Origin of the sequence: Arthrobacter sp. AOP36-A1-22 (genome assembly GCF_052377615.1) — a bacterium.
Lineage (GTDB): Bacteria > Actinomycetota > Actinomycetes > Actinomycetales > Micrococcaceae > Arthrobacter_H.
Genome location: NZ_JBQSWX010000010.1, coordinates 31,816 through 51,253, shown reverse-complemented (window position 1 = coordinate 51,253; position 19,438 = coordinate 31,816). Strand labels below are relative to the sequence as shown.

General features: G+C 60.8%; 13 protein-coding genes. 7 read left to right on the top strand and 6 right to left on the bottom strand.

The window, feature by feature from the left end:
* Position 1: 1 nt before the first annotated feature.
* The 3 genes from ACT3S2_RS08030 to ACT3S2_RS08020 form a co-directional block, all read right to left on the bottom strand.
* Positions 2–667: a DUF4391 domain-containing protein gene (locus ACT3S2_RS08030; RefSeq protein WP_444554070.1), complete on the bottom strand. Its 666-nt coding sequence runs from the start codon at positions 665–667 to the stop codon at positions 2–4.
* Entirely contained in the window at positions 667–3,954 is a 3,288-nt protein-coding gene (locus ACT3S2_RS08025; RefSeq protein ID WP_444554071.1) for a helicase-related protein, read from the bottom strand. The genes ACT3S2_RS08030 and ACT3S2_RS08025 overlap by 1 nt, the downstream gene beginning before the upstream one ends.
* A 268-nt stretch (positions 3,955–4,222) precedes the next feature.
* A complete protein-coding gene (locus ACT3S2_RS08020; protein ID WP_444554072.1) occupies positions 4,223–6,844 on the bottom strand; it encodes a HelD family protein in 2,622 nt (873 codons plus the stop codon).
* Between the two features lie 293 nt (positions 6,845–7,137).
* On the opposite strand from ACT3S2_RS08020, the gene ACT3S2_RS08015 reads away from it, so the two are divergent.
* Entirely contained in the window at positions 7,138–8,382 is a 1,245-nt protein-coding gene (locus ACT3S2_RS08015) for an alanine racemase (RefSeq protein ID WP_444554073.1), read from the top strand.
* On the top strand, positions 8,383–9,747 hold the full coding sequence (locus ACT3S2_RS08010) for a D-arabinono-1,4-lactone oxidase (protein ID WP_444554074.1): 1,365 nt from the start codon (positions 8,383–8,385) through the stop codon (positions 9,745–9,747). It abuts the gene before it with no gap.
* A gap of 130 nt (positions 9,748–9,877) precedes the next feature.
* Here ACT3S2_RS08010 and ACT3S2_RS08005 read toward each other — a convergent pair whose 3' ends face one another.
* Genes ACT3S2_RS08005 through ACT3S2_RS07995 form a run of 3 tightly spaced genes read right to left on the bottom strand, consistent with a single transcriptional unit; the run spans position 9,878 to position 12,936 of the window.
* Positions 9,878–11,392 (bottom strand): tripartite tricarboxylate transporter permease, encoded by a 1,515-nt coding sequence (locus ACT3S2_RS08005; RefSeq protein WP_086996160.1) that lies wholly within the window; start codon positions 11,390–11,392, stop codon positions 9,878–9,880.
* Positions 11,393–11,398: 6 nt separating this feature from the next.
* Positions 11,399–11,911, bottom strand: coding sequence for a tripartite tricarboxylate transporter TctB family protein (locus tag ACT3S2_RS08000; protein WP_086996157.1), 513 nt, complete (start codon positions 11,909–11,911; stop codon positions 11,399–11,401).
* Positions 11,908–12,936 carry a Bug family tripartite tricarboxylate transporter substrate binding protein gene (locus tag ACT3S2_RS07995; RefSeq protein WP_444554075.1) on the bottom strand — a complete coding sequence of 343 codons (1,029 nt, stop codon included), beginning with the start codon at positions 12,934–12,936 and terminating at the stop codon, positions 11,908–11,910. The genes ACT3S2_RS08000 and ACT3S2_RS07995 overlap by 4 nt, the downstream gene beginning before the upstream one ends.
* Before the next feature lie 185 nt (positions 12,937–13,121).
* On the opposite strand from ACT3S2_RS07995, the gene ACT3S2_RS07990 reads away from it, so the two are divergent.
* From ACT3S2_RS07990 to ACT3S2_RS07970, 5 genes are all read left to right on the top strand, one after another.
* On the top strand, positions 13,122–14,948 hold the full coding sequence (locus ACT3S2_RS07990; protein ID WP_444554076.1) for an ATP-binding protein: 1,827 nt from the start codon (positions 13,122–13,124) through the stop codon (positions 14,946–14,948).
* On the top strand, positions 14,914–15,582 hold the full coding sequence (locus ACT3S2_RS07985; protein WP_443346573.1) for a response regulator: 669 nt from the start codon (positions 14,914–14,916) through the stop codon (positions 15,580–15,582). Before ACT3S2_RS07990 ends, ACT3S2_RS07985 begins: the two co-directional genes overlap by 35 nt.
* Positions 15,583–15,849: 267 nt before the next feature.
* Positions 15,850–16,830, top strand: coding sequence for a nuclease-related domain-containing protein (locus ACT3S2_RS07980; protein WP_444554077.1), 981 nt, complete (start codon positions 15,850–15,852; stop codon positions 16,828–16,830).
* Between the two features lie 312 nt (positions 16,831–17,142).
* Positions 17,143–17,379, top strand: coding sequence for a heavy-metal-associated domain-containing protein (locus ACT3S2_RS07975; protein WP_086996142.1), 237 nt, complete (start codon positions 17,143–17,145; stop codon positions 17,377–17,379).
* Between the two features lie 35 nt (positions 17,380–17,414).
* Positions 17,415–19,421 carry a heavy metal translocating P-type ATPase gene (locus ACT3S2_RS07970; RefSeq protein ID WP_444554078.1) on the top strand — a complete coding sequence of 669 codons (2,007 nt, stop codon included), beginning with the start codon at positions 17,415–17,417 and terminating at the stop codon, positions 19,419–19,421.
* Positions 19,422–19,438: the final 17 nt, after the last annotated feature.

Below are 19,438 nucleotides of genomic sequence, written 5' to 3'. Positions count from 1 at the left end.
GCTACCTTTGCTGTTCCAATTCGGTTTGCTTGATCTTCAAAATACGACGTAACTCGACCTTGCGGTTGAGCTGGGGCTCGTTGCGGAGCTTACGCTCCAACGCAGTCACCTCTCGTTCGAGTTTGGCCACGGTTTGTAGTCTGTCAGCCACCCCCGTCATTTCCTCACCCGGACGCACCACCACCGGCATCAACGGGCCCAACAACCCCGTATAAAGCCCCGACAGGCTCGTCGCCGTCGGCACGGGCTCCCGTGCAGTATCGAGGTGCTGCCACACGGTCGTGTAGTAGGCGCTGATCTTCGGGGCACCAGCGACGAGCTGCTTATGCGCAGCCACCATCCGCACACGAGCCGACTCACCACCCCCACGAGTGATCTCGAAAATGATCGGAAACGGGATCGCCCTATCGATCGCGGCCAGCACCGCATCGGACACGTCCTGGGTCTTCGCGTCGATCTGAAAAACCTGGATCTCGGGCACCGCCAGACTTGCGGGAAGGTTGATCGTGGCTTCAGCGAGCTTATAGGCCCAGGTGATGCGCTGGACTTCGGAAACGAATTTCTCTTTCACCACCGCGGTGACAGTCCCGTGTGAGTAGAACTTTTCTTTCGGCACCCGGCTACCAAACTTCGCAGCAGCCGGCCAACGGTAAAGCAGATCAACCATCAGGACGTAGCCGGCCCATCATAAACGGTCAGGGCAGGGTCAATGACGGCAATGAACGCGATCAATTCAAAATCATCGAGCCCGGCAATGGCCTGCGTCAACGCAGAAGTATGCCCACCGGTGAACAGGCTATCGATATCGCGTTCCTCAGTGACGTCGATCATCGAATGAATCGCATCGGTCAGCAGATCGGAGTACCTATCCATCTCGGCGCCATCCTTTGTTGCCTTGTTGAAGGCCCTGACTACCTCGGTGACCGGTTCATCATAGGGGCGGCACCCACCACGGATCAGATCCAGCAAATGCTTCACCTCGGTGTGATCGGCCACGACAGCGCCCGCATCATCGAGGTAAACCAGATAATACGGGTGCAACCGGTTGCCCCGATTATTATTATCCTGGCCCGTGTTCACGTTCCGCAGAGCGAAGATCACACCCGGCTTCAACCCTTTGACCGGATCGGCAGGAATCACCGCATGCAACCCCTTGGGCGCCTTGGCCAGATCACCGTGTTCCTTGATGTACCCCAGCAAGTCCATCCGGAAATCGTTCATACCCAGATCCGTGATCGACACCCCCGTCCGGACATCCTCCAGCTCAATGACCTCGTCCTGGAGTTTGCGCAACTGTTCCTTCCTAAAGGCAGCGTCGGGATCCTCTTGGGACAACACATTGTCATCGGCCGTACCGGTGACGTCGGCGATCACCATCCGGTTCTCGACACGTTCCTTGAGATTGATGTACTCATCCAAAGAAATATCGGGCCAAAAGTTAACCAGTTGAATCCGTTCGTTCGTGGAACCGATGCGATCGATACGCCCGAAACGCTGAATGATCCGCACCGGATTCCAATGGATGTCATAGTTGATCAGGTAGTCACAGTCCTGGAGGTTCTGGCCCTCACTGATCACATCGGTACCTATGAGCACATCCAGTTCACGAGTCTCCTGCGGCATCATCAGATGACGCTGCTTCGACGTCGGAGAGAACATCGCCATGACCTGCTGGAAATCGAAACCGGTCCCCAACGTTGTCTTCGCCCCATGACTACCCCCGGTGATCACCCCCATCTGTGACCCTGCCTCCTGCAGGACCGGCGCCAACTCACGGTAGAGGTAGTTCGCGGTATCGGCGAACGCCGAAAACACCAGTACCTTGCGGTTGCCCTCATTAATCGGGTGGGCGACCTTCTCGGTAATGAGGTTCTTGATTCGCTGTAGTTTCAGATCATGTCCGGCGGTGACTTTGGCCATTTCCGCTAGCAGTCCACGGAGCGTTTCACGGTCGTTGGATAGGTCTCGCCGCCAGGACTCCACATCGATGTCATCCAGTTCGATCTTGATCTTCTCCCCGAAGGAAATCGCCTCGACGTTCGCGTCTTCCTCGTCATCGAGATCAAAATCCAACCCCGACAACTCCGCCGACAGACCCGAAGACGCAGCGGCGTGGGAATCCAAACGAGATAATGTCTTCTCAGCCGATCCCTCAATCCGTGACAGGGTCAGCCGAAACGCTTCCACCGAGCTTTCCAAGCGTTTGAGTAGGTTCACGGTCATCAGTTTCTTCAAACCCTGCTCACGGCCCGCCTGACCAAGATTGGCCCGCCCCGTGCCGGCGGTGACACTGTAAAGATCCTCATATTTCGCCAGCCGGCTAGGGAACACGTACGTCAACGGTGTATACATCGCCAACGTCAGGCCCTGAAGTTTCTCGAAAATCTCGTTGAACCCCGGCACCCCGGGCAAGTCGGTTAACGGCTCACGAATCGATTTCGGCGCCAGACGGGTCGGGAACGCGCCGACCTCCGTGGTGTCGTAGAACGCTTGGATATGCCGGCGGGACCGGGCAATCGTCACTGAATCGAGTAGCTCGAAGAAATCAAAGTCCAACATCTGCAGGATTCGGTCAGTGGTCCGATCCTCCACCCCCAGCTTCTGCCACTCGTTGAAGACCTTCTGGGCATCACTGAAGACCTTCTCCACCGTCGTGGAAAGATTCAAATGTTTCGCCAGGTTCTCCGACTCCCCCTCATAGGCAAGCTGGAGCTGGTTCTTCAGATCATTGAACCGGTTGTTCACCGGGGTCGCCGAGAGCATCAGTACCTTGGTCTTCACACCCTCACGGATCACCTGACGCATCAACCGTTGGTAACGCGATTCCTTCTCTTCTGCATAATCAGCATTACGGAAATTATGCGACTCATCGATCACCACCAGGTCGTAATTACCCCAGTTCACCCGATCCAGCCGCAACCCCAACGACTCGCCCCTCACCCGGGATAAATCGGTGTGAGCCAGGACGTCGTAGTTGAACCGGTCCGAAGCGAAGATATTCGTCGTTAGATTCGCGTTGTAATTCGTCCAGTTCTCCGCCAGCTTCTTCGGACTCAACACCAAAACAGACTTATTACGCAGCTCGTAGTACTTCACCACCGCCAGCGCAGTGAACGTCTTACCTAAACCCACACTGTCGGCAAGGATGCACCCGTTATAGGTCTCGAGCTTATTGATGATCCCCGTCGCCGCGTCGCGCTGGAAGTCATACAGGCTCTGCCAGACCTTCGTCTCCTGGTAACCGGTCCGATCGTTAGGCAACACATCTTCGTCGATGTCCTCCAAGAACTCCGCGAACAAGTTATAAAGAACCAGGAAGTAGATCCGTGCCGGGGAATTCTCCGTATACACGCTGGCAATATGCTCTTGTACCGCCTCGGTGACATCATCCAACTGCGCAGGATCATGCCAGATCTGATCAAAGAGGCCCAAGAAATGTCGGGTCTCAGCAGAACCCTCGAATTTGGTGACCACATTCGAAACCGCAGGGCCACTCTCATACCCCAAATCAGTGGTCGTGAACCCCTGAATCGGAAAATAAGCCACGCTGTCATCAACCGTGGCAAGCTGTTGCATCGGCTGACCCGTAGCGCTAGAACGAAAAACCGCTTTGCGGCGCACCCAATCCGCGCATTCCCTCGCGATCGCACGCTGCGTCAACTGATTACGCAACCGGACCTCGAACTCAGACCCATGCAGACTCGACTCCGTCTGACCCGCCGGGATGAAAAACTCGCGACGTTCCTTACGGAGCTGATCCGTGACCTTCTCAGTCACGAACGACGGAGAAGTGAAAATGAACTCCAACCCGGAAACCTGTTCAAGCTCCTCACGCAAAGCCTGAAAAGCAAAAATAGAGAAAGCCGACGCCGCGACACGAACCTTCGACCCCGGTTTGATCACCGCTTTGAGATCATCACCGAGCAGATCGTTGACATTATCGATCATGCGCATACTCAGCCACCTACCCCAACGAAGGAACTACCGTATCCAAAGCCAACAGTCTCACCGGATGAACACTCCCGCTCTCGGATACACAGACGGTCGGGCATGCTCACCAAGGCATTCCAGATACATGCCAGCGATTCTCGCGACCCTACCGAACACAGACTCCCGATTATAGGCTGCAATATTTCGATCACTGTGGCCCCCGACTAATTCCACGACTCGAATCTTCCCCAGCTACAGATCGTAGCCCAGTCCCCTCCGCAGGTACGCGACGTCACTCTCCTGAAGCCACAGTGTCAACCTCAGTTTCACGGCTGCTTGACGTTTCATGAAGTCGCTTGAGTGGCCCGTCAGATTCATGGACTCTCCCAGGGGCGCCCTCCTCCGAAGCCTCTGGGGGCTCCGCTGCTCCGGACGCGGGTAGGCGCCGAAGTACTTCTTCAAGAACTGCACGGCGAACTCCGGGACCGTAGAATTTAAGCACGGTCTCGAGCAAGTATCCCGCGTTTCGGGACACTAGCTCTTGTTCCAGCGGTCTCAGTAAGGGAACACCCGATCCATCTGACGCATGCCTCTCCCTCGACGTTGTCGTCTCGATCGGCGCGCTGGACGATCGTGATCCCGCACTTGAGGTGGTGCTTCTATCGTGGTCGTCAGCAGCGTCTGTCGGAGAGTCCCCTGAGACGTCTCCCCCCGTAGCGGCAGAAATTGAACTTGTGGCTCGCACCGCAGCAGGCTGAACGGGTGGCTTACGGCTAGCAACAGGATCATCTACGAGAGTAACCTTCTCGAATCCGTCACGAATAATCTGTGGAACCTCACCCGCGGGTGCCAGAACGTCCAGTCTTGAAGTAGTTCTAGTCAGCGCAATGTAGAGCAGGCGAGCCCCATTGTCCTGGTCCAGAATTTTCTGCGGTTCCACCACAACGACTGCATCAAATTCTAGGCCCTTCGAATCCTCCGGGGTAACCAGGTTGATGGACGATCCAAGTTGCCCAGCGCTCGAATCGCTCCACTTCAACTCGGCCTCTGTGAATGCATTCTGTAGTGGTTCCCAAGATTCCTTCGGTGCAATCACACCGACGAATCGTCCTTTTGAACTGTGGTGACTGGCAACTTTCGCTACTTCGCGGGCAAGCTGTCCCCTGACTACGTCGAAAAGCTCTGGAAGGGCGTTCGCACTTCGTACAATCGTCGGAGCTGTTGTTCCCGGCGCCGCCAAGGGCAGCAACCGTGCGGCAACTTCGAAAACTTCCCTAGGAACTCGGTACCCGTGCCTTAGTTCCTCAACTTTTGCAGGCAAACGAGAACGCAAGGCACTCACTGCATCCGTCCAGTCGTCGCGGGCGAACGGTCCGGTTGATTGTGCGACATCACCAACGAGGGTCATGGACCCATTGCGGGACCGCCGGCGAAGGGCAAATAACTGCATCGGCGTCAGGTCCTGCGCCTCATCGATGACGATGTGCCCCCAGAGGGGCTCATCTTCGGACATGTAGCCCTCAGCCTCGTCTATGAGCCCGAGATCAGCCATGGTCCACGGCTCCTCGGAAACTCTATCGGCAGTACTCCGATAGAGCAGTTCGATCTGCTCAGTACTCAGATAGTCGCCGGCAGCCGAACGGAGCCGCTGTTTCGAACCAAGCAATTCCCGAATAAATTGTGCAGGTGAGAGCCGTGGCCACATCCTGTCCACCGCAGCATCGACCGAGGTTGGATCCATGACATGGACTGCGGACAGTCCTGCACGAAACGCGCCGGTCTTAGCGCAGTGACTCAACAGACGCGCTTTTAGTTCGTCCCGTCCTCGTCCGTATGGTTCGGACCGCAGTTGACTGATATCTGCTTCGACGGTCTCTGGCAATATGTTGATGGTTGCCACCGAGTTTCGTCGACTAATGCGTAACGGGGTCAACGGGACCTTGATTCTGTCGTCTAGGCCACGGGCAATGACATCTGCCATTTCGGCTAGGCCCTTTACCCGTGCGATGTTGATTGGCTCATGAGCTCGGATTCCAGTATCTCCGGCCAAGAGTTCCTGTATGGACGTTTGGCGGACGCGTTGATCTCCCAAGGATGGAAGGACCTGTTGAATGTATTTCGTGAATGCCGGATTTGGGCCCACGACCAACATGTCATCTGCAGGAAGTTCGTCTCTGTAGGTGTACAAAAGCCATGAAGCCCTATGCAATGCGACTGCTGTTTTACCAGTTCCTGGCCCACCCTGGATGACCAACAGTTGGTCTTTGTCACTACGCATAAGCTTGTCTTGAGACGCTTGAATGGTGCGAACGATGTCATGCATGGTGCCCGTGCGGCCGACGGCAAGACTGTGCAGTAAGGAATCATCAGCCCCGATCTCGTCGTCTAGACTTTCGACCGCAGCTGCCAATTGTGAGAAGACTTTGTCGGCGAATGCGTCAATGTGATTACGCGTCGTCCGGTAGTCACGTTTGCGAACGAGGCCACGCCGTTCTCCGGTTGTGGCCTGATAGAACTTCTCCGCCATAGACGATTTCCAGCTGATAACGAGTTTCTCGCGTTGGTCGTCGCTGATTGCAACTTTTCCAACGTAGTACTGGTCTCCGTCGTCCAGGTCCATCCGGCCGAACGCCACCGAGTCCGTATCTGTCAGATACTGTCTGGAGTCTAAATGCTTCTTCATGGCTCGGCGTTCTGGCCCTGTACCGACCTGCAACTGCTTGGCACTGTCGAAAGTCAGGGATCTGTCGTAGCAAATCCTCGCCATATCGAAATGCTCTTGTTCGGCGAGTAGCTCACCCTCATACTCTTCAATGGTCATATGACCGCTCCCCCATTTATGGCGCCTTCTTCGCCGCTTATCATTCGTTAGTTCAAAAGTATCGTTGTAGTCCGACAAATCAGCCATCAACATTCAGCTTTCGTTGCCGGATGTTTGCAACCAAACGAATCAGAGCATAAACGGGCAAGTAGCTATCCGATTCACTCTGGATCGCATATCGCTCTTTGCAGCCGGAAACATTCGGCAGAGCTAGGGCCAGAACCGATCCTCGGCCAGATTGTTGCGTTCTGTCCTAATTCAACGCCGAGTTGCAACTGCAAATATTAGGCACGCGAGCAGGTTCGACACCCCGCAAAAGCCCATACGCTTAGACTCGGTGCAAGCAAGCCGAACAAGCACTCATGAAGGCAGGAGCGTCAGGGAGCATGTCCATCCACAACGGCCTCGCGGCCGCGCCCTACTTTCAGCGGTACGTCCGTGCTCTCCCCGAAGCGGGTCGGGGTAACCGCCCGTTGGCCCTGCTGGACCTCGATAATTTCCGTTCCAACTCAGCGGCAATGTCCGCCCGCGCCTCGGGAACGACAATCCGTGTCGCCTCCAAGTCGCTGCGCGCACGCGGCGCTCTTGAGGCGGCTTTAGCCGAGCCCGGGTATTCCGGAGTGCTGGCATTCACCCTCCCGGAAGCACTTTGGCTTGCCGAGAACGGGATTCGGGATATCCTCGTCGCCTATCCGACGGCTGATCGCGAAGCGCTGAGGCAACTTCTGCAGTCGGAGGCCAGGGAACACGTCACCGTCATGGTCGACTCCACTGAGCAACTGGCAATTCTTCGTGACGTCGCCCGGTCCGCCGACATCCCCGCTGGAGCGCGGTTCCGCGTGTGCCTGGACATCGACGCCTCCTACGCTCCGGCGCGCCATCGCACCGGTTCGCTGGCCGCCAAGCTCAAAATCGGTCCGGCGCGCTCCCCCATCACCACGGTCGAACAAGCAGTCTCCATGGTTCACGCCTGCGAACGCGCCGGCGTGAACCTCGTCGGGATCATGATGTACGAGGGACAAATCGCTGGGGTCTCCGACGGTGCCCGCACGCCCCGCGGGCTGGCAGTCCGGGCACTGCAGGCCCTGTCGAAACGGGACATCGCCCAGTGGCGGGCCGAGGTCGTTGCCGCGGTGCGTGAACTCGTCGATCTGGAATTCGTCAATGGTGGTGGCACCGGCTCCATCGAATCCACCACAGCCGAGGCCGCGGTCACTGAAGTGGCCGCCGGCAGCGGCTTCTATGGGCCCGAACTCTTCCAGCACTACCGGGGCTTCCGCCCGGCACCGGCGTTGCACCTACTCTTCGACGTCGTACGCCGCCCAGCGCCAGATACGGTCACCGTGCTCGGCGGCGGGTGGATCGCCTCCGGCCCGCCGGGTAAGGATCGATTGCCGGTCCCGGTCTGGCCCGAAGGCCTGCGCTACGCCCCGTCCGAGGGACCGGGCGAGGTCCAGACACCACTCACCGGTCCCGCAGCTGCCGGGCTGAGCGTGGGCGATCCGGTCTTCTTCCGCCATGCCAAGGCCGGGGAACCGCTGGAGCGACTGAACTCCGTCCTCGTTTACAGCAACGGCGAGATCATCGACGAATGGCCCACTTACCGCGGCGAGGGAAAGGCCTTCCTCTAGATGGCAACACGAACCATCCGGCAGGACGTCGGAATCCCCGCAGGGGCCCGACTCACCCGTGGCGCCTGGTCCTGGCGCAACTGGTCAGCCAGCGCGGTGAGCCGGCCCTCGGCCGTCGTACTCCCCCGCACCGAATTCGACGTCGCCACCCTCTTGGCCCGGGCCACAGCTCAGGGGCGACAAGTGAAGGTCGTCGGAGGGGCACACTCTTTCACCGACATCGCAGCAACCGACGGAGTCCTGGTCAGCCTGGACCGGATGCAAGGGCTCGAGCACGTGGACCCGGCCACCGGCAAGGCGACCCTGCTCGGAGGGACCCGGCTGTTCAATGTCGCGGAGCTACTCGCCCCGCATGGCTTGGCGTTGCCCAATATGGGCGATATCGACCACCAGTCGCTGGCCGGCTCGCTGGCCACCTCGACCCATGGCACCGGGTTGGCGTTCACCGGGTTCTCCGGTCTGGTGACGTGGCTGCGGCTCGCCCTGCCCGATGGGTCGATCGTCGAGTGCTCGGCGACCGAACGACCCGAGCTGTTCCAGGCAGCACGGGTCGGACTCGGGGCCATCGGCGTGGTGCTGGCAGCCACGCTGCTTTGCTTGCCGGCGTTCCAGCTGCGGGCCGTCGAGAAGCCCGAACCGTTGGCGGGAATGGTCGAATCATTCCTGGAACGCTCCGCCGCCGAAGACCATCTCGAGTTCTATTGGTTTCCCCATACCGAGACCGCGTTGGCCAAGACCAACACCCGGCTGCCGGTCGATGCCCCGCGACACCCGGTCAGCCCGCTGTCCCGGCTGCTCGACGACGAACTGCTGGGCAACGGGGCCTACGGGCTGATGTGTGCCGCCGGGGCCAAGGTCCCGACATTGATCCCCTCGTTGAACCGCCTCGCAGCGAAGACCTTGGCTGCCCGTGATTACACGGATGTGCCCCATAAGGTGTTCGTCACTCCGCGACGGGTGAGGTTCCGCGAGATGGAGTACTCGCTACCGCTGGAGGCGTTCGGCGAGGTCGTCGCCGAGCTCAAGTCGGCGATCGAAGGCTACCGGGAACCGATCAGCTTCCCCATCGAGGTGCGCACGTCGGCAGCGGACGACACGTGGATGGGAACCTCGGCTGGACGCCAGTCGGTGTACTTCGCGGTCCACCGCTATGCCCGGCAACCGCACCAGGAGTTCCTGCAGCACGTCGAGCAGGTGTTCATCGCCCACGGCGGCAGGCCACACTGGGGGAAGCTGCACTCCCGCGACGCCGAGTACCTGGCCGGCGTCTACCCTGAGTTCGACCGGTTCACCGCAGTGCGGGACGAAACCGACCCGACGGGGACGCTGCTGAATCCTTATTTACGGCGCGTGCTCGGAGCCTAACTGGCCTCCATTCCTACTTGCCCGGTGCTTCCATCGAAATAGCGAGCACTCAACGACTGACCGCACTGCCCACATCTGGAGGTCGGCCAGGTGTGGGCAGTGCGGCCGCAGCTATCGATCAATGCCCGCTCTACTCGGCACCGACCTTGTCGGCGTCGCTCCGCTTCGGAAGGACTTTTGCCAGCACTGACGGCAGGACCAGCACGGCCACGGCGATCAACAGCAGCACGACGGTGAGCGGACGGGTGGCGAAGACCGAGAAGTCACCATGGCTGATCGAGAGCGCACGTCGCATTTGGGTTTCCATCATGGGGCCGAGGATGGCCCCCAGGATGGCGGGGGCCACGGGGAAGTCGTAGACCCGCATGAAGAAGCCCGCGATGCCGATCGCGCAGACGATCAACACGTCGATCAGGCTGCTGGAGATGGAATACACCCCCAGGACGCCGAACACGAGGATGCCGGAGAACAGCAGTTCCTTCGGTATTTCCAGGATCTTGATCCACACTTTGACCAACGGCAGGTTGATGACCAGCAGCATGATGTTGCCGATGAACAACGAGGCGATCAGCGTCCAGACCAGGTCGGGCGAGGTCTCGAACAGCTGGGGCCCGGGTTGGATGTTGTAGATCTGGAAGGCCGACAGGATGATCGCTGCCGTCGCCGAGGTGGGGATGCCCAGCGTCAGCAGTGGCACCAGAACACCTGAGAAGGATGCGTTGTTGGCTGCTTCCGGCCCGGCGATTCCTTCGATGGCCCCCTTGCCGAATTCGTCCTTGTGCTTGGAGAGCCGCTTTTCCAGGTTATAGGACAGGAAGGTCGGCACCTCGGAGCCGCCAGTGGGCATGGAGCCGAAGATGAAGCCGAGGAATCCCCCGCGGATCCAGGGCTTCCACACCCGCTTGCGTTCGGCTTTGTTCAACCAGATCCGACCCGAGAACTCGACCTTTTCCTCCTTCGCCACCTGGAGTCGGGCCAGCCCGTAGAGCGCCTCCCCGATCGCGAAGAGCCCAATCACCACGACGACGATATCGACGCCACCGAGCAGTTCCGGGGCCCCGAAGGTGAATCGCTGTTGACCGGTCAGGAAGTCCAGTCCGATCAGTCCGACGAAGAGTCCCGCGAAGAGACTGATCATGCCCCGGATGATGGAGGTTCCCACCAGGGCGGTCACGGAGACGAAGGCGAGCACCATCAAGGCGAAGTAGTCGGTGGCTTGGAACGACTTGGCGAGATTGGCCACCACTGGTGCCAGGAAGGTCAGACCCAGGGTGGAGATGATGCCGGCGAAGAAGGAGCCCATCACTGCAGTCGCCAAGGCAGGACCGGCACGTCCGGCCTTGGCCATCGGGTATCCGTCGATCGCCGTCGCCACCGAGCCTGCCTCACCCGGGGTGTTGAGCAGAATGGACGTGATGGCCCCGCCATACAGGGACCCGTAGTAGATTCCCGCGAAAATAATCAGGGCGCCGGTGGGGTCGAAGCCATAGGTCAGTGGCAGCAGCAGCGACAGGGCCAGCGCGGGGCCGATTCCCGGCAGGACACCGACCAGGGTGCCGATGGTGACGCCGACGGCGGCAAAGAGCAGGTACTGCAGTTGAAAAGCATTGGCGAAGCCGTTCGCCAGTTCGGAGAAAGCATCCATGAGTGCTTAGCCCACCCCTTCCAATAGTCCGGCTGGCAGCCGCACGCCGAGCAATTCCGTGAAGCCGAGGTAGATGATGACGGAAAACAGGACGGCGACGATGATGTCGCGGATCCACTGGCGGCTTCCACCAATCCACGCAACCGCGAAGAAGAAGAGGACGGTCGCCAGGATGTAGCCCACGGGCTTGAGGATGACGGCGTAGATGACCAGACAGACGATGACGGTCCAGAGGGTTCGCCAGCGCGTCTCTGCGTGCCCTTCGTCGGCTTGCTCGCGCAACGAATAGTCTGGTTTCACCGTCGTCCTGACCAGGAATGCCAAGCCGAAAACCACCAGACCGACACCCACGATGATGGGGAAGAAGCCTGGTTTCTGTGGTCCGAATCCGCCTCTGGAACCGATCTGGAAAGCCGTGACCAGGACCACCGAGGCGCCGATAACTATCACCGCGGCGGCGATCCTGGTTCCGAACTTCCCACGCGAGAGAAGCGCGGAGTCGGTGCTGCCCTGGGTCACTCGACGATCCCCAGATCCTTCAGGGTCTTGGAGATGTCCTTATCTTCCTGCTCAAGGTAGTCCCCGAATTCGTCGCCGGTCATCAGGTAGTCCTCCCAGTTGTTGGTTTCGAGGGTCTCCTGCCATTCGTCGGTATCCCGCATGTCCTCGATGGAGGAGACGACGGCGTTGCGTTGCTCATCGGAGATTTCCGGAGGCGCAACAACGCCGCGCCAGTTGGCGATGGACACGTCGTACCCGGCATCGATGACGGTCGGGGCTTCAACGCCCTCGATGGGTTCCTCGCTGGAGACTGCCAACAAGCGCATCTCACCGGCATCCACCTGATCCGAGAACTCGGCCAGGCCGGAGGCCGCAACGGTGACATCTCCGGAAAGAATCGCCGGAGTCAGCTCGCCGCCACCGGAGTAGGGGATGTAGTTGATCTTGTCCGGGTCGATATCGGCTGCTTCGGCCAACTGGGCCACCATGATCTGGTCCACACCGCCCACGGAGCCGCCACCCCAAGCGATACTGCCCGGATCGGCCTTGAAGTCCTTCATCAGCTGTTCAAAGGTCTCATACTTCGAATCAGCCGACACCGCAATGGCTTCATATTCGGCCGTCAGGCGGGCAATCGGCGTCGTGTTCCCCAGGTCGACCTGCGAATCGGTTTGCTCGATGGCGCCGACTAGGATCTTGCCGATGACCATCAGCTGGTGCGGGTCGCCGGCATTTTCGCCGACGAACTGTGTCAGGCCGATCGTCCCTGAACCGCCCGGGACGTTGTAGACCTCGCTGCCGTTGTCGGTCACGCCGCCTTCGGTCAGTGCCCGTCCGATCGAGCGGGCCGTCATGTCATAGCCACCGCCCGGGTCGGCAGGGGCCATGATTTCGATGGCTTCCGTGGGGTAGTCGTCAGCAGCCTCGCCGCTACCACTTCCGCTGCTTCCGCTGCAGCTGGTCAGTGCCAACAACCCCACGGCGAATGGTGCGCTCCACTGGGCCAGCCGGCGTTTTCTGGAGACGTTCTTCGGTGTCTTCATGGTGTTCGTCCTCTTCGATGCGGGTGCGATGTGTTGGCACGGCAGCCACTGCTGCTGACGTGTCGAAGCCAACGCTATAGTGGTCCAGATCACTGTGGAGGCTTGTTCGACATACGGCGCATACTGCTCGTTGAATGGCTTCTGCTCATTCTGTTCACGCCATCCAAGCCCAAGGAGGGAGTGCGATGAGCCCGCGCACGGAACCCGTGGACCAGACCCGCCGCCCTGCCGCGCCCCCACGGGATGAGCCTGCGCGGCCACGGCGGAAACCCTGGCGGGTCCACCTTCCGGGACGGAACTTTGCTGCCCAGACCCTGTTCCTGCAGCTCACCGTCGTTTTCCTCGTCGTCGTGGTCACCGCCTCGGTGCATGGGTGGCTGACCTATCAGCATTTGGGCCAAGAAGCTGAGCACCGGGCCCTCTCGGTCGCCCGGACCGTTGCGGCCTTCAGCGACGTCCGCGCCGAAGTCGCCGAGCTCACTGCCGCCAACATTGCCCAGGTGCCACATAGCAGGCTGTCCAACGGGCCCCTGGTCCCGCTGGCGAAGGATCTCCGCGCCCGCACCGGTGCCCTGTTCGTGGTGATCACCGATGATGAAGGCATCCGGCTCACCCACCCCAACCCCGAACAACTGGGACAGAAGGTCAGCACCGATCCGACGGAGGCGCTCAGCGGATACGAAGTCACCAATCAAGAGCGCGGAACCCTGGGTTTATCAGCCCGCGCGAAGGTCCCCATCTATGCCCCGGATTCGCAGACCACGGTGGTGGGTGAAGTCAGCGTGGGGTTCGCCATGGACGACATCCTGGCCAACCTCCGCAGCGATATTCTCCCGGTGGCGCTCACGGCCATCAGCGCCCTGGGAATCGGCGTCCTCGGATCCTGGCTACTGGGACGGCGGTTGCGGCGACTCACGCTGGGGTTGGAACCCGAGGAAATCACGGCCCTCGTCCAGGACCAGGAAGCGGTCCTTCGGGGAGTGGACGAAGGGGTCATTGGTGTTTCCGCGGAGGGCCGGATCACCGTACTCAACGCGGAGGCCCATAGTCTTCTCGGGCTCGGTGCCGACGAGGATCCCGTCGGCAGCCTGCTGGACGAAGCAGGGTTGCCGGGCTCTCTCTCGCGGCTGGTGCAGGAAGCCGCCCCCACGTCCCCCTCAGTTGAACAAATGATCGATTCGCGGGTGTTGATCCTCAGCGCACGGGCCGTTCGGCGCCAGGGGCATGGCCAGGACCTCGGGACGGTCATCATGTTGCGTGACCGAACTCAGCTGCAGTCCCTCACGCGTCAGCTGCAGGCGGTCAGTGCCATGACAACGGCGCTGCGCGCACAACGGCACGAATTCGCCAATCGACTCCACACGGTCTCCGGACTGCTGGGCATTGGCGAACACCGGCAGGCGGAAGAGTATGTCGGCGGGATTCTCGCGACCGGACCGCTGAAATTCCCCATGGAACAGGCGGAACTGCTCACGGACCAATATCTGCGGGCCTTCATCGGCGCGAAAAGCGTTGAAGCCGCCGAACGTGGCATTCACCTGCGCATCGGACCGGAGACGAACGTGCGCGGCCGGGTGACGGCGGCCCATGACGTCACGACGGTCATTGGCAACCTCATCGACAATGCCATCCATGCTGCCGTGCACGGCAGCAACGCGGAACGCTGGGTCGAAGTGGAGGTCCTTGACGAGCTGACGGACGACGGCGGGACACTCCATTTGGTGGTGGCGGACTCCGGCGACGGCACGGCAGAGGCAGAACGTATTTTCGAGGGGGACTTCACGACGGCGGCGTCCACTCCCCTGGCGACGCATGGGCAGGGGGTCGGGCTCCCCTTATGCCGGCAGATCGCCCGCGACCGCGGCGGAGAAGTCTGGCTTGCCGAGGAGGGTAGCCCGGGCGGCCCGGGAGCCGTGTTCTGTGCTCGGCTTCCCGGTACCGTGGAGCATAAGAAGACCCCACCGTTGGAAGGATGGCATGAGCAAGGATCTGCGCGTACTCATCGTCGATGATGACTTCCATGTGGCCAAGCTCCACGCCACCTACGTGAATACGGTTCCCGGGTTCACCGCTTTGGACCCCGTCGGAACCGCGGATCAGGCACGGCTGGCTGTAGCCGCCCAACATCCCGATCTCGTGTTGCTGGACGTCTACCTTCCGGATGCTCTGGGCCTGGACCTCCTACAGACGCTGGACACCGATGTCTTCATCCTCAGCGCCGCAGCGGAGGCATCCTCCGTGCGGCAGGCGATACGTCGCGGTGCCATCGGGTATTTGATCAAGCCCTTTGCCGCCGAGCAGTTGAGTCAACGGCTCCGCGGCTACGCGCGCTATCGGCGCCTCCTGACAGGAAATCAGGGTGTTGATCAGGACACGATTGAACGCGCCATCCGTTCCTTGAGCCCCACCATGGGAGCAGGGCCCAGCCACGCACGGAGTGCAACGGAGGCTGCCGTGCTGGAGGCGTTGGAACCCGGCCGGCAATGTTCCACCATCGCCGTGGCCCAACAAGTCGGCGTTTCCCGGGCCACCGCCCAGCGGTACCTCTCCGCGCTGGTGGAAGACGGAACAGCCGAGATCCATTTGCAGTATGGGAACACCGGGCGTCCCGAACACCGCTATGCCCGGAGTGATTTTGGCCTCTGAGGATCCCCACTTCGTGTTGATCCGACTCTCCCCGGAGTTCGAACGGCTCACGGGGGTCAGTTACGAAACTGGTTCAAGGGGGACGCTTCTAAATCCGTATCTGCGGCTCGCGCTGCGAACGGAGTAGCGGCCAAACCGTGGGTGTCCTCGTGTTGTACTGTTCCCATGCTGTCAACGTTGATCTGGTTCCTCGTCCTAGCCGTCATTGTCTTAGTCGGCCTATTCATTTTAACTGCTCGGCGGCATAAACGGGACTTGGCGAGTGCCATGGCGCAACGGACCCAGGATCATCTCGTCCATGCGAACGAGCGGGATCGTCTGGGTCAGTCCCTTCAGACAACGCGGAAGCAGTCTGCGGCTGAGCGCGATCGGCTAGAACGGTCACTTGCCTCAAGCCACGAGAACGATGTGATGCGGCTGAATGAGCTTCACAACGCCAAGATCACCGAGAGCGAATCCAGCAACGAACTTCTGAAGCGACAGCTGGATGACGCGCGAGAGTTCTTCCGAAAAGGCATGAAATGGGACCTGGCATCCCGAAATGCCATCGTCAGTATTTGCCGGTCCCTGTCCGTCAGCGGATTCCTTGCAACCAACGTGGTCTTTGACCCGTCGGCGACTAGCAAGACCGAACACTTTGCGGCACAAATCGACCATGTTCTTGTCACCGACTCATTCGTCCTGATCATCGAGAACAAGCGCTGGAAAGGCCTCGTTTTTGCCGATAAGCACCCCAGCGCGGTGAGCCCCCACTTCCAGCATCTGGTTGATGAATCCGACCTCCAAGATCACTTCGCCGTGCAAATCGTGCCAGACAGCAGCGCGAGAACTCTCCTGACCGTGCGGACTCATCCACAGCCTGACGCCCCGTGCCGCCAAGTTCGAAAACAGGCCATGCGGCTTCGCGATTTCTTCATGTCGAAGCTAGAAGACAGTCCATGGATCGAGACCTCGGTTTTCTACTCGCATCCAGACTTCCATTTCGAAGGAGGGCGAACATGCGCCGCCAACGGTCGCACCCCAACAAGAATCGCTGCTGGATCACAGGAGCTGCATTCTGTCATCGGCAGCATTTTGCAGGACCGCCACTCCCAGAAAGTTCCCGTCCAGACCAGTCGAATCGGAACCGTATTGAAGGAGTACGGAGCCGACATCGTCGGTTTTGGGCAGTATAAGGAACGTTGGGGTAAGCCTCTCCTGCCGACACAGCAGTTGAACGCCCAACGTTCACAACAGCGGTCCGACTAAATCAAGCCGGGGTGTTCTATTCGCTTCTGATCGCTGGCGTACTGCCTTGATGAACACAGCCGTCACCGGCACGTCTGTCGGGGTGGCCTCTTCAAGAGCACCAACCATTTGGACAGCGTTGACAGCCTCGACGTCTGCGGACTGCGGACGGTAAGTGCCCGTTCACAAGCCCACTTAGCGGAATTGACCCACGTCAAGGAACCGCGAACCGTCGCTGGATAGTCTCAAAGCATCAACACAGACTTCGGCGCCCCCACCGGCGCCGGGCACTGGCAGATCGCCAGCGCATCACAGACGAAGGGAGTCACCAAAATGACCACCGCCGGAACCACCACCCACACCCTCCTCCGCGCAGAGGGCTTCTCCTGCCCCTCCTGCGTCAGCAAGATCGAAAAGCAGGTCGGCAAGCTCACCGGCGTGGAGAACGTGAAGGTCCACTTCGCCTCAGCCCGCATCGAGGTTGACCACGATGAGAGCAAGACCAGCGTCGACGACATCGTCGCCGTGATCGCCAAGGCCGGCTACCAGGCCGCCCCCTCGGCCTTCTAGCCAGACTCCCCCTCGAGCAGAAAGGTTGTGCCACGGTGAACAGGTTCCAGAAATGGCTTCACGGTAGCTGGTCCATCCCGGTCGCCTCCGGCATCCTCATCCTCATGTCCTTCGCCCTGCAGTACCTCGGCGCCGGAATGTGGAATCGTGCGGTCAGTCCGCAATGGTGGATCGACGCCGGTGAACACGCCACCAGCACCGCCGAGGTATTCACCTTGGCGGACACCTTCATGCTCGCCGCCGCCGTCGTCGCCGGCTACAACATCGTCATCAAGGGCGTCCGGGCGCTGACCGCCAAGCTCATCGGCATCGACCTGCTCGTCTCGATCGCCGCGATCGGCGCCGTCATCATCGGCAACTTCTGGGAAGCCGCAGCCGTCACCTTCCTGTTCGCCATCGGCCATGCCCTCGAGGCGGCCACCATGAACAAGACCCGTTCGGCACTGGCCGAACTGGTCGCCGTCGCCCCCGACGTCGCCATCGTGTTGCGCGATGGTGAACAGCGGGAGGTTCCCGCCCACCAGGTCCGGATGGGCGAGATCGTGCTGGTGAAGAACGGCGCGAAGATCCCCGTGGACGGCCAGGTCGTCTCGGGTACCGGTGCCATCGACGAAGCCTCCATCACCGGGGAATCGCTCCCGGTGGAGAAGACCACATCGGATCATGTCTTCGCCGGAACCGTCTCCCGCGGCGGATTCCTGCAGGTTCTGGCCACGGGCATCGGCGCGGACACCACCCTGGCCCGCATCATCCACCGCGTGGAGGAGGCCCAGGACGCCAAGGCCAAGACCCAGGCCTTCATGAACCGCTTCTCCTCCTGGTACACCCCCGGCGTCATGGTCCTGGCCCTGGTCGCAGGCCTCATCAGCGGCGACGTGGTGTTGGCCCTGACCCTTTTGGTCATCGGCTGCCCCGGCGCCCTGGTCATCTCCATCCCCGTCGCGATCGTCGCCGGCATCGGCCGCGCCGCCCGCAACGGCATCCTCATCAAGGGTGGCGAATATCTGGAGACCTCCGCGAAGATCTCGGCGGTTGCCGTGGACAAGACCGGTACCCTCACCGAGGGTCGGCCACAACTGACCGATGTCGTCGTCCTGGATCCGGCACTGGATCGCACCGAGGTGCTGCGGTGGGCCGCTGCCGCCGAGGCCGGTTCCGAGCACCCACTCGCCCGCACCATCATGGACTCCGCCCGCGACGAAGGCGTGGGCCCCGAGGGCATCCCCGGGGCGGTGACTCCGGTTCCCGGCAAGGGCATCGTGTCCGACGTGGACGGCCAGCGGGTACTGATCGGCAACCCGGCGTTGCTGGAGCAATACGGCATCACCAACGACGCCGGATCCTCCGATGCGGCCGAGCAACTCGCCGCGGCGGGCAAGACCCCGATGATCGTCGCGGTCGATGGCCGGGTGAACGGCGTCGTCGCCGTCGCCGACCAGATCCGCGAGGACTCCGCCGAGATGGTGGCCCGGTTGCACGCTGCCGGCGTGAAGAAGGTCGTCATGCTCACCGGCGACACGCGGTTGGTGGCCGAGTCCATCGGCCAGGCCACCGGCATCGACGAGATCCATGCGTCCATGCTGCCCGAGGACAAGCTCGACGCGGTGGCGAAGCTGCAGCGCGAGGGGCATACGGTGGCCATGGTCGGTGACGGGGTGAATGACGCCCCGGCCTTGGCGATCGCCGATATCGGTGTGGCCATGGGAGCCGCCGGTTCGGCGGTGGCCGTGGAGACGGCGGATATCGCCCTGATGGGTGACAATCTGCTCAAGCTGCCCGAATCCATTAGTCTGGCCAAGCGGACGGTGAACGTGATGAAGCAGAACATCGCGATCTCGCTGATCACCGTGGTGCTGCTGGTGGCTGGCGTCTTCGCCGGTGGGGTGACCATGTCACTGGGCATGCTCGTCCACGAGGGCTCCGTGCTGGTGGTCATCCTCAACGCGATGCGCTTAATGCGCAACGCCCAGGGGGCGACGTCGATGTCGAAGGCCCTGCGCACCCCGGCCAAGCGCGAGGCGTCCGAGGCAGTCGACGCCTAGGCGCCGCAGCAACACCT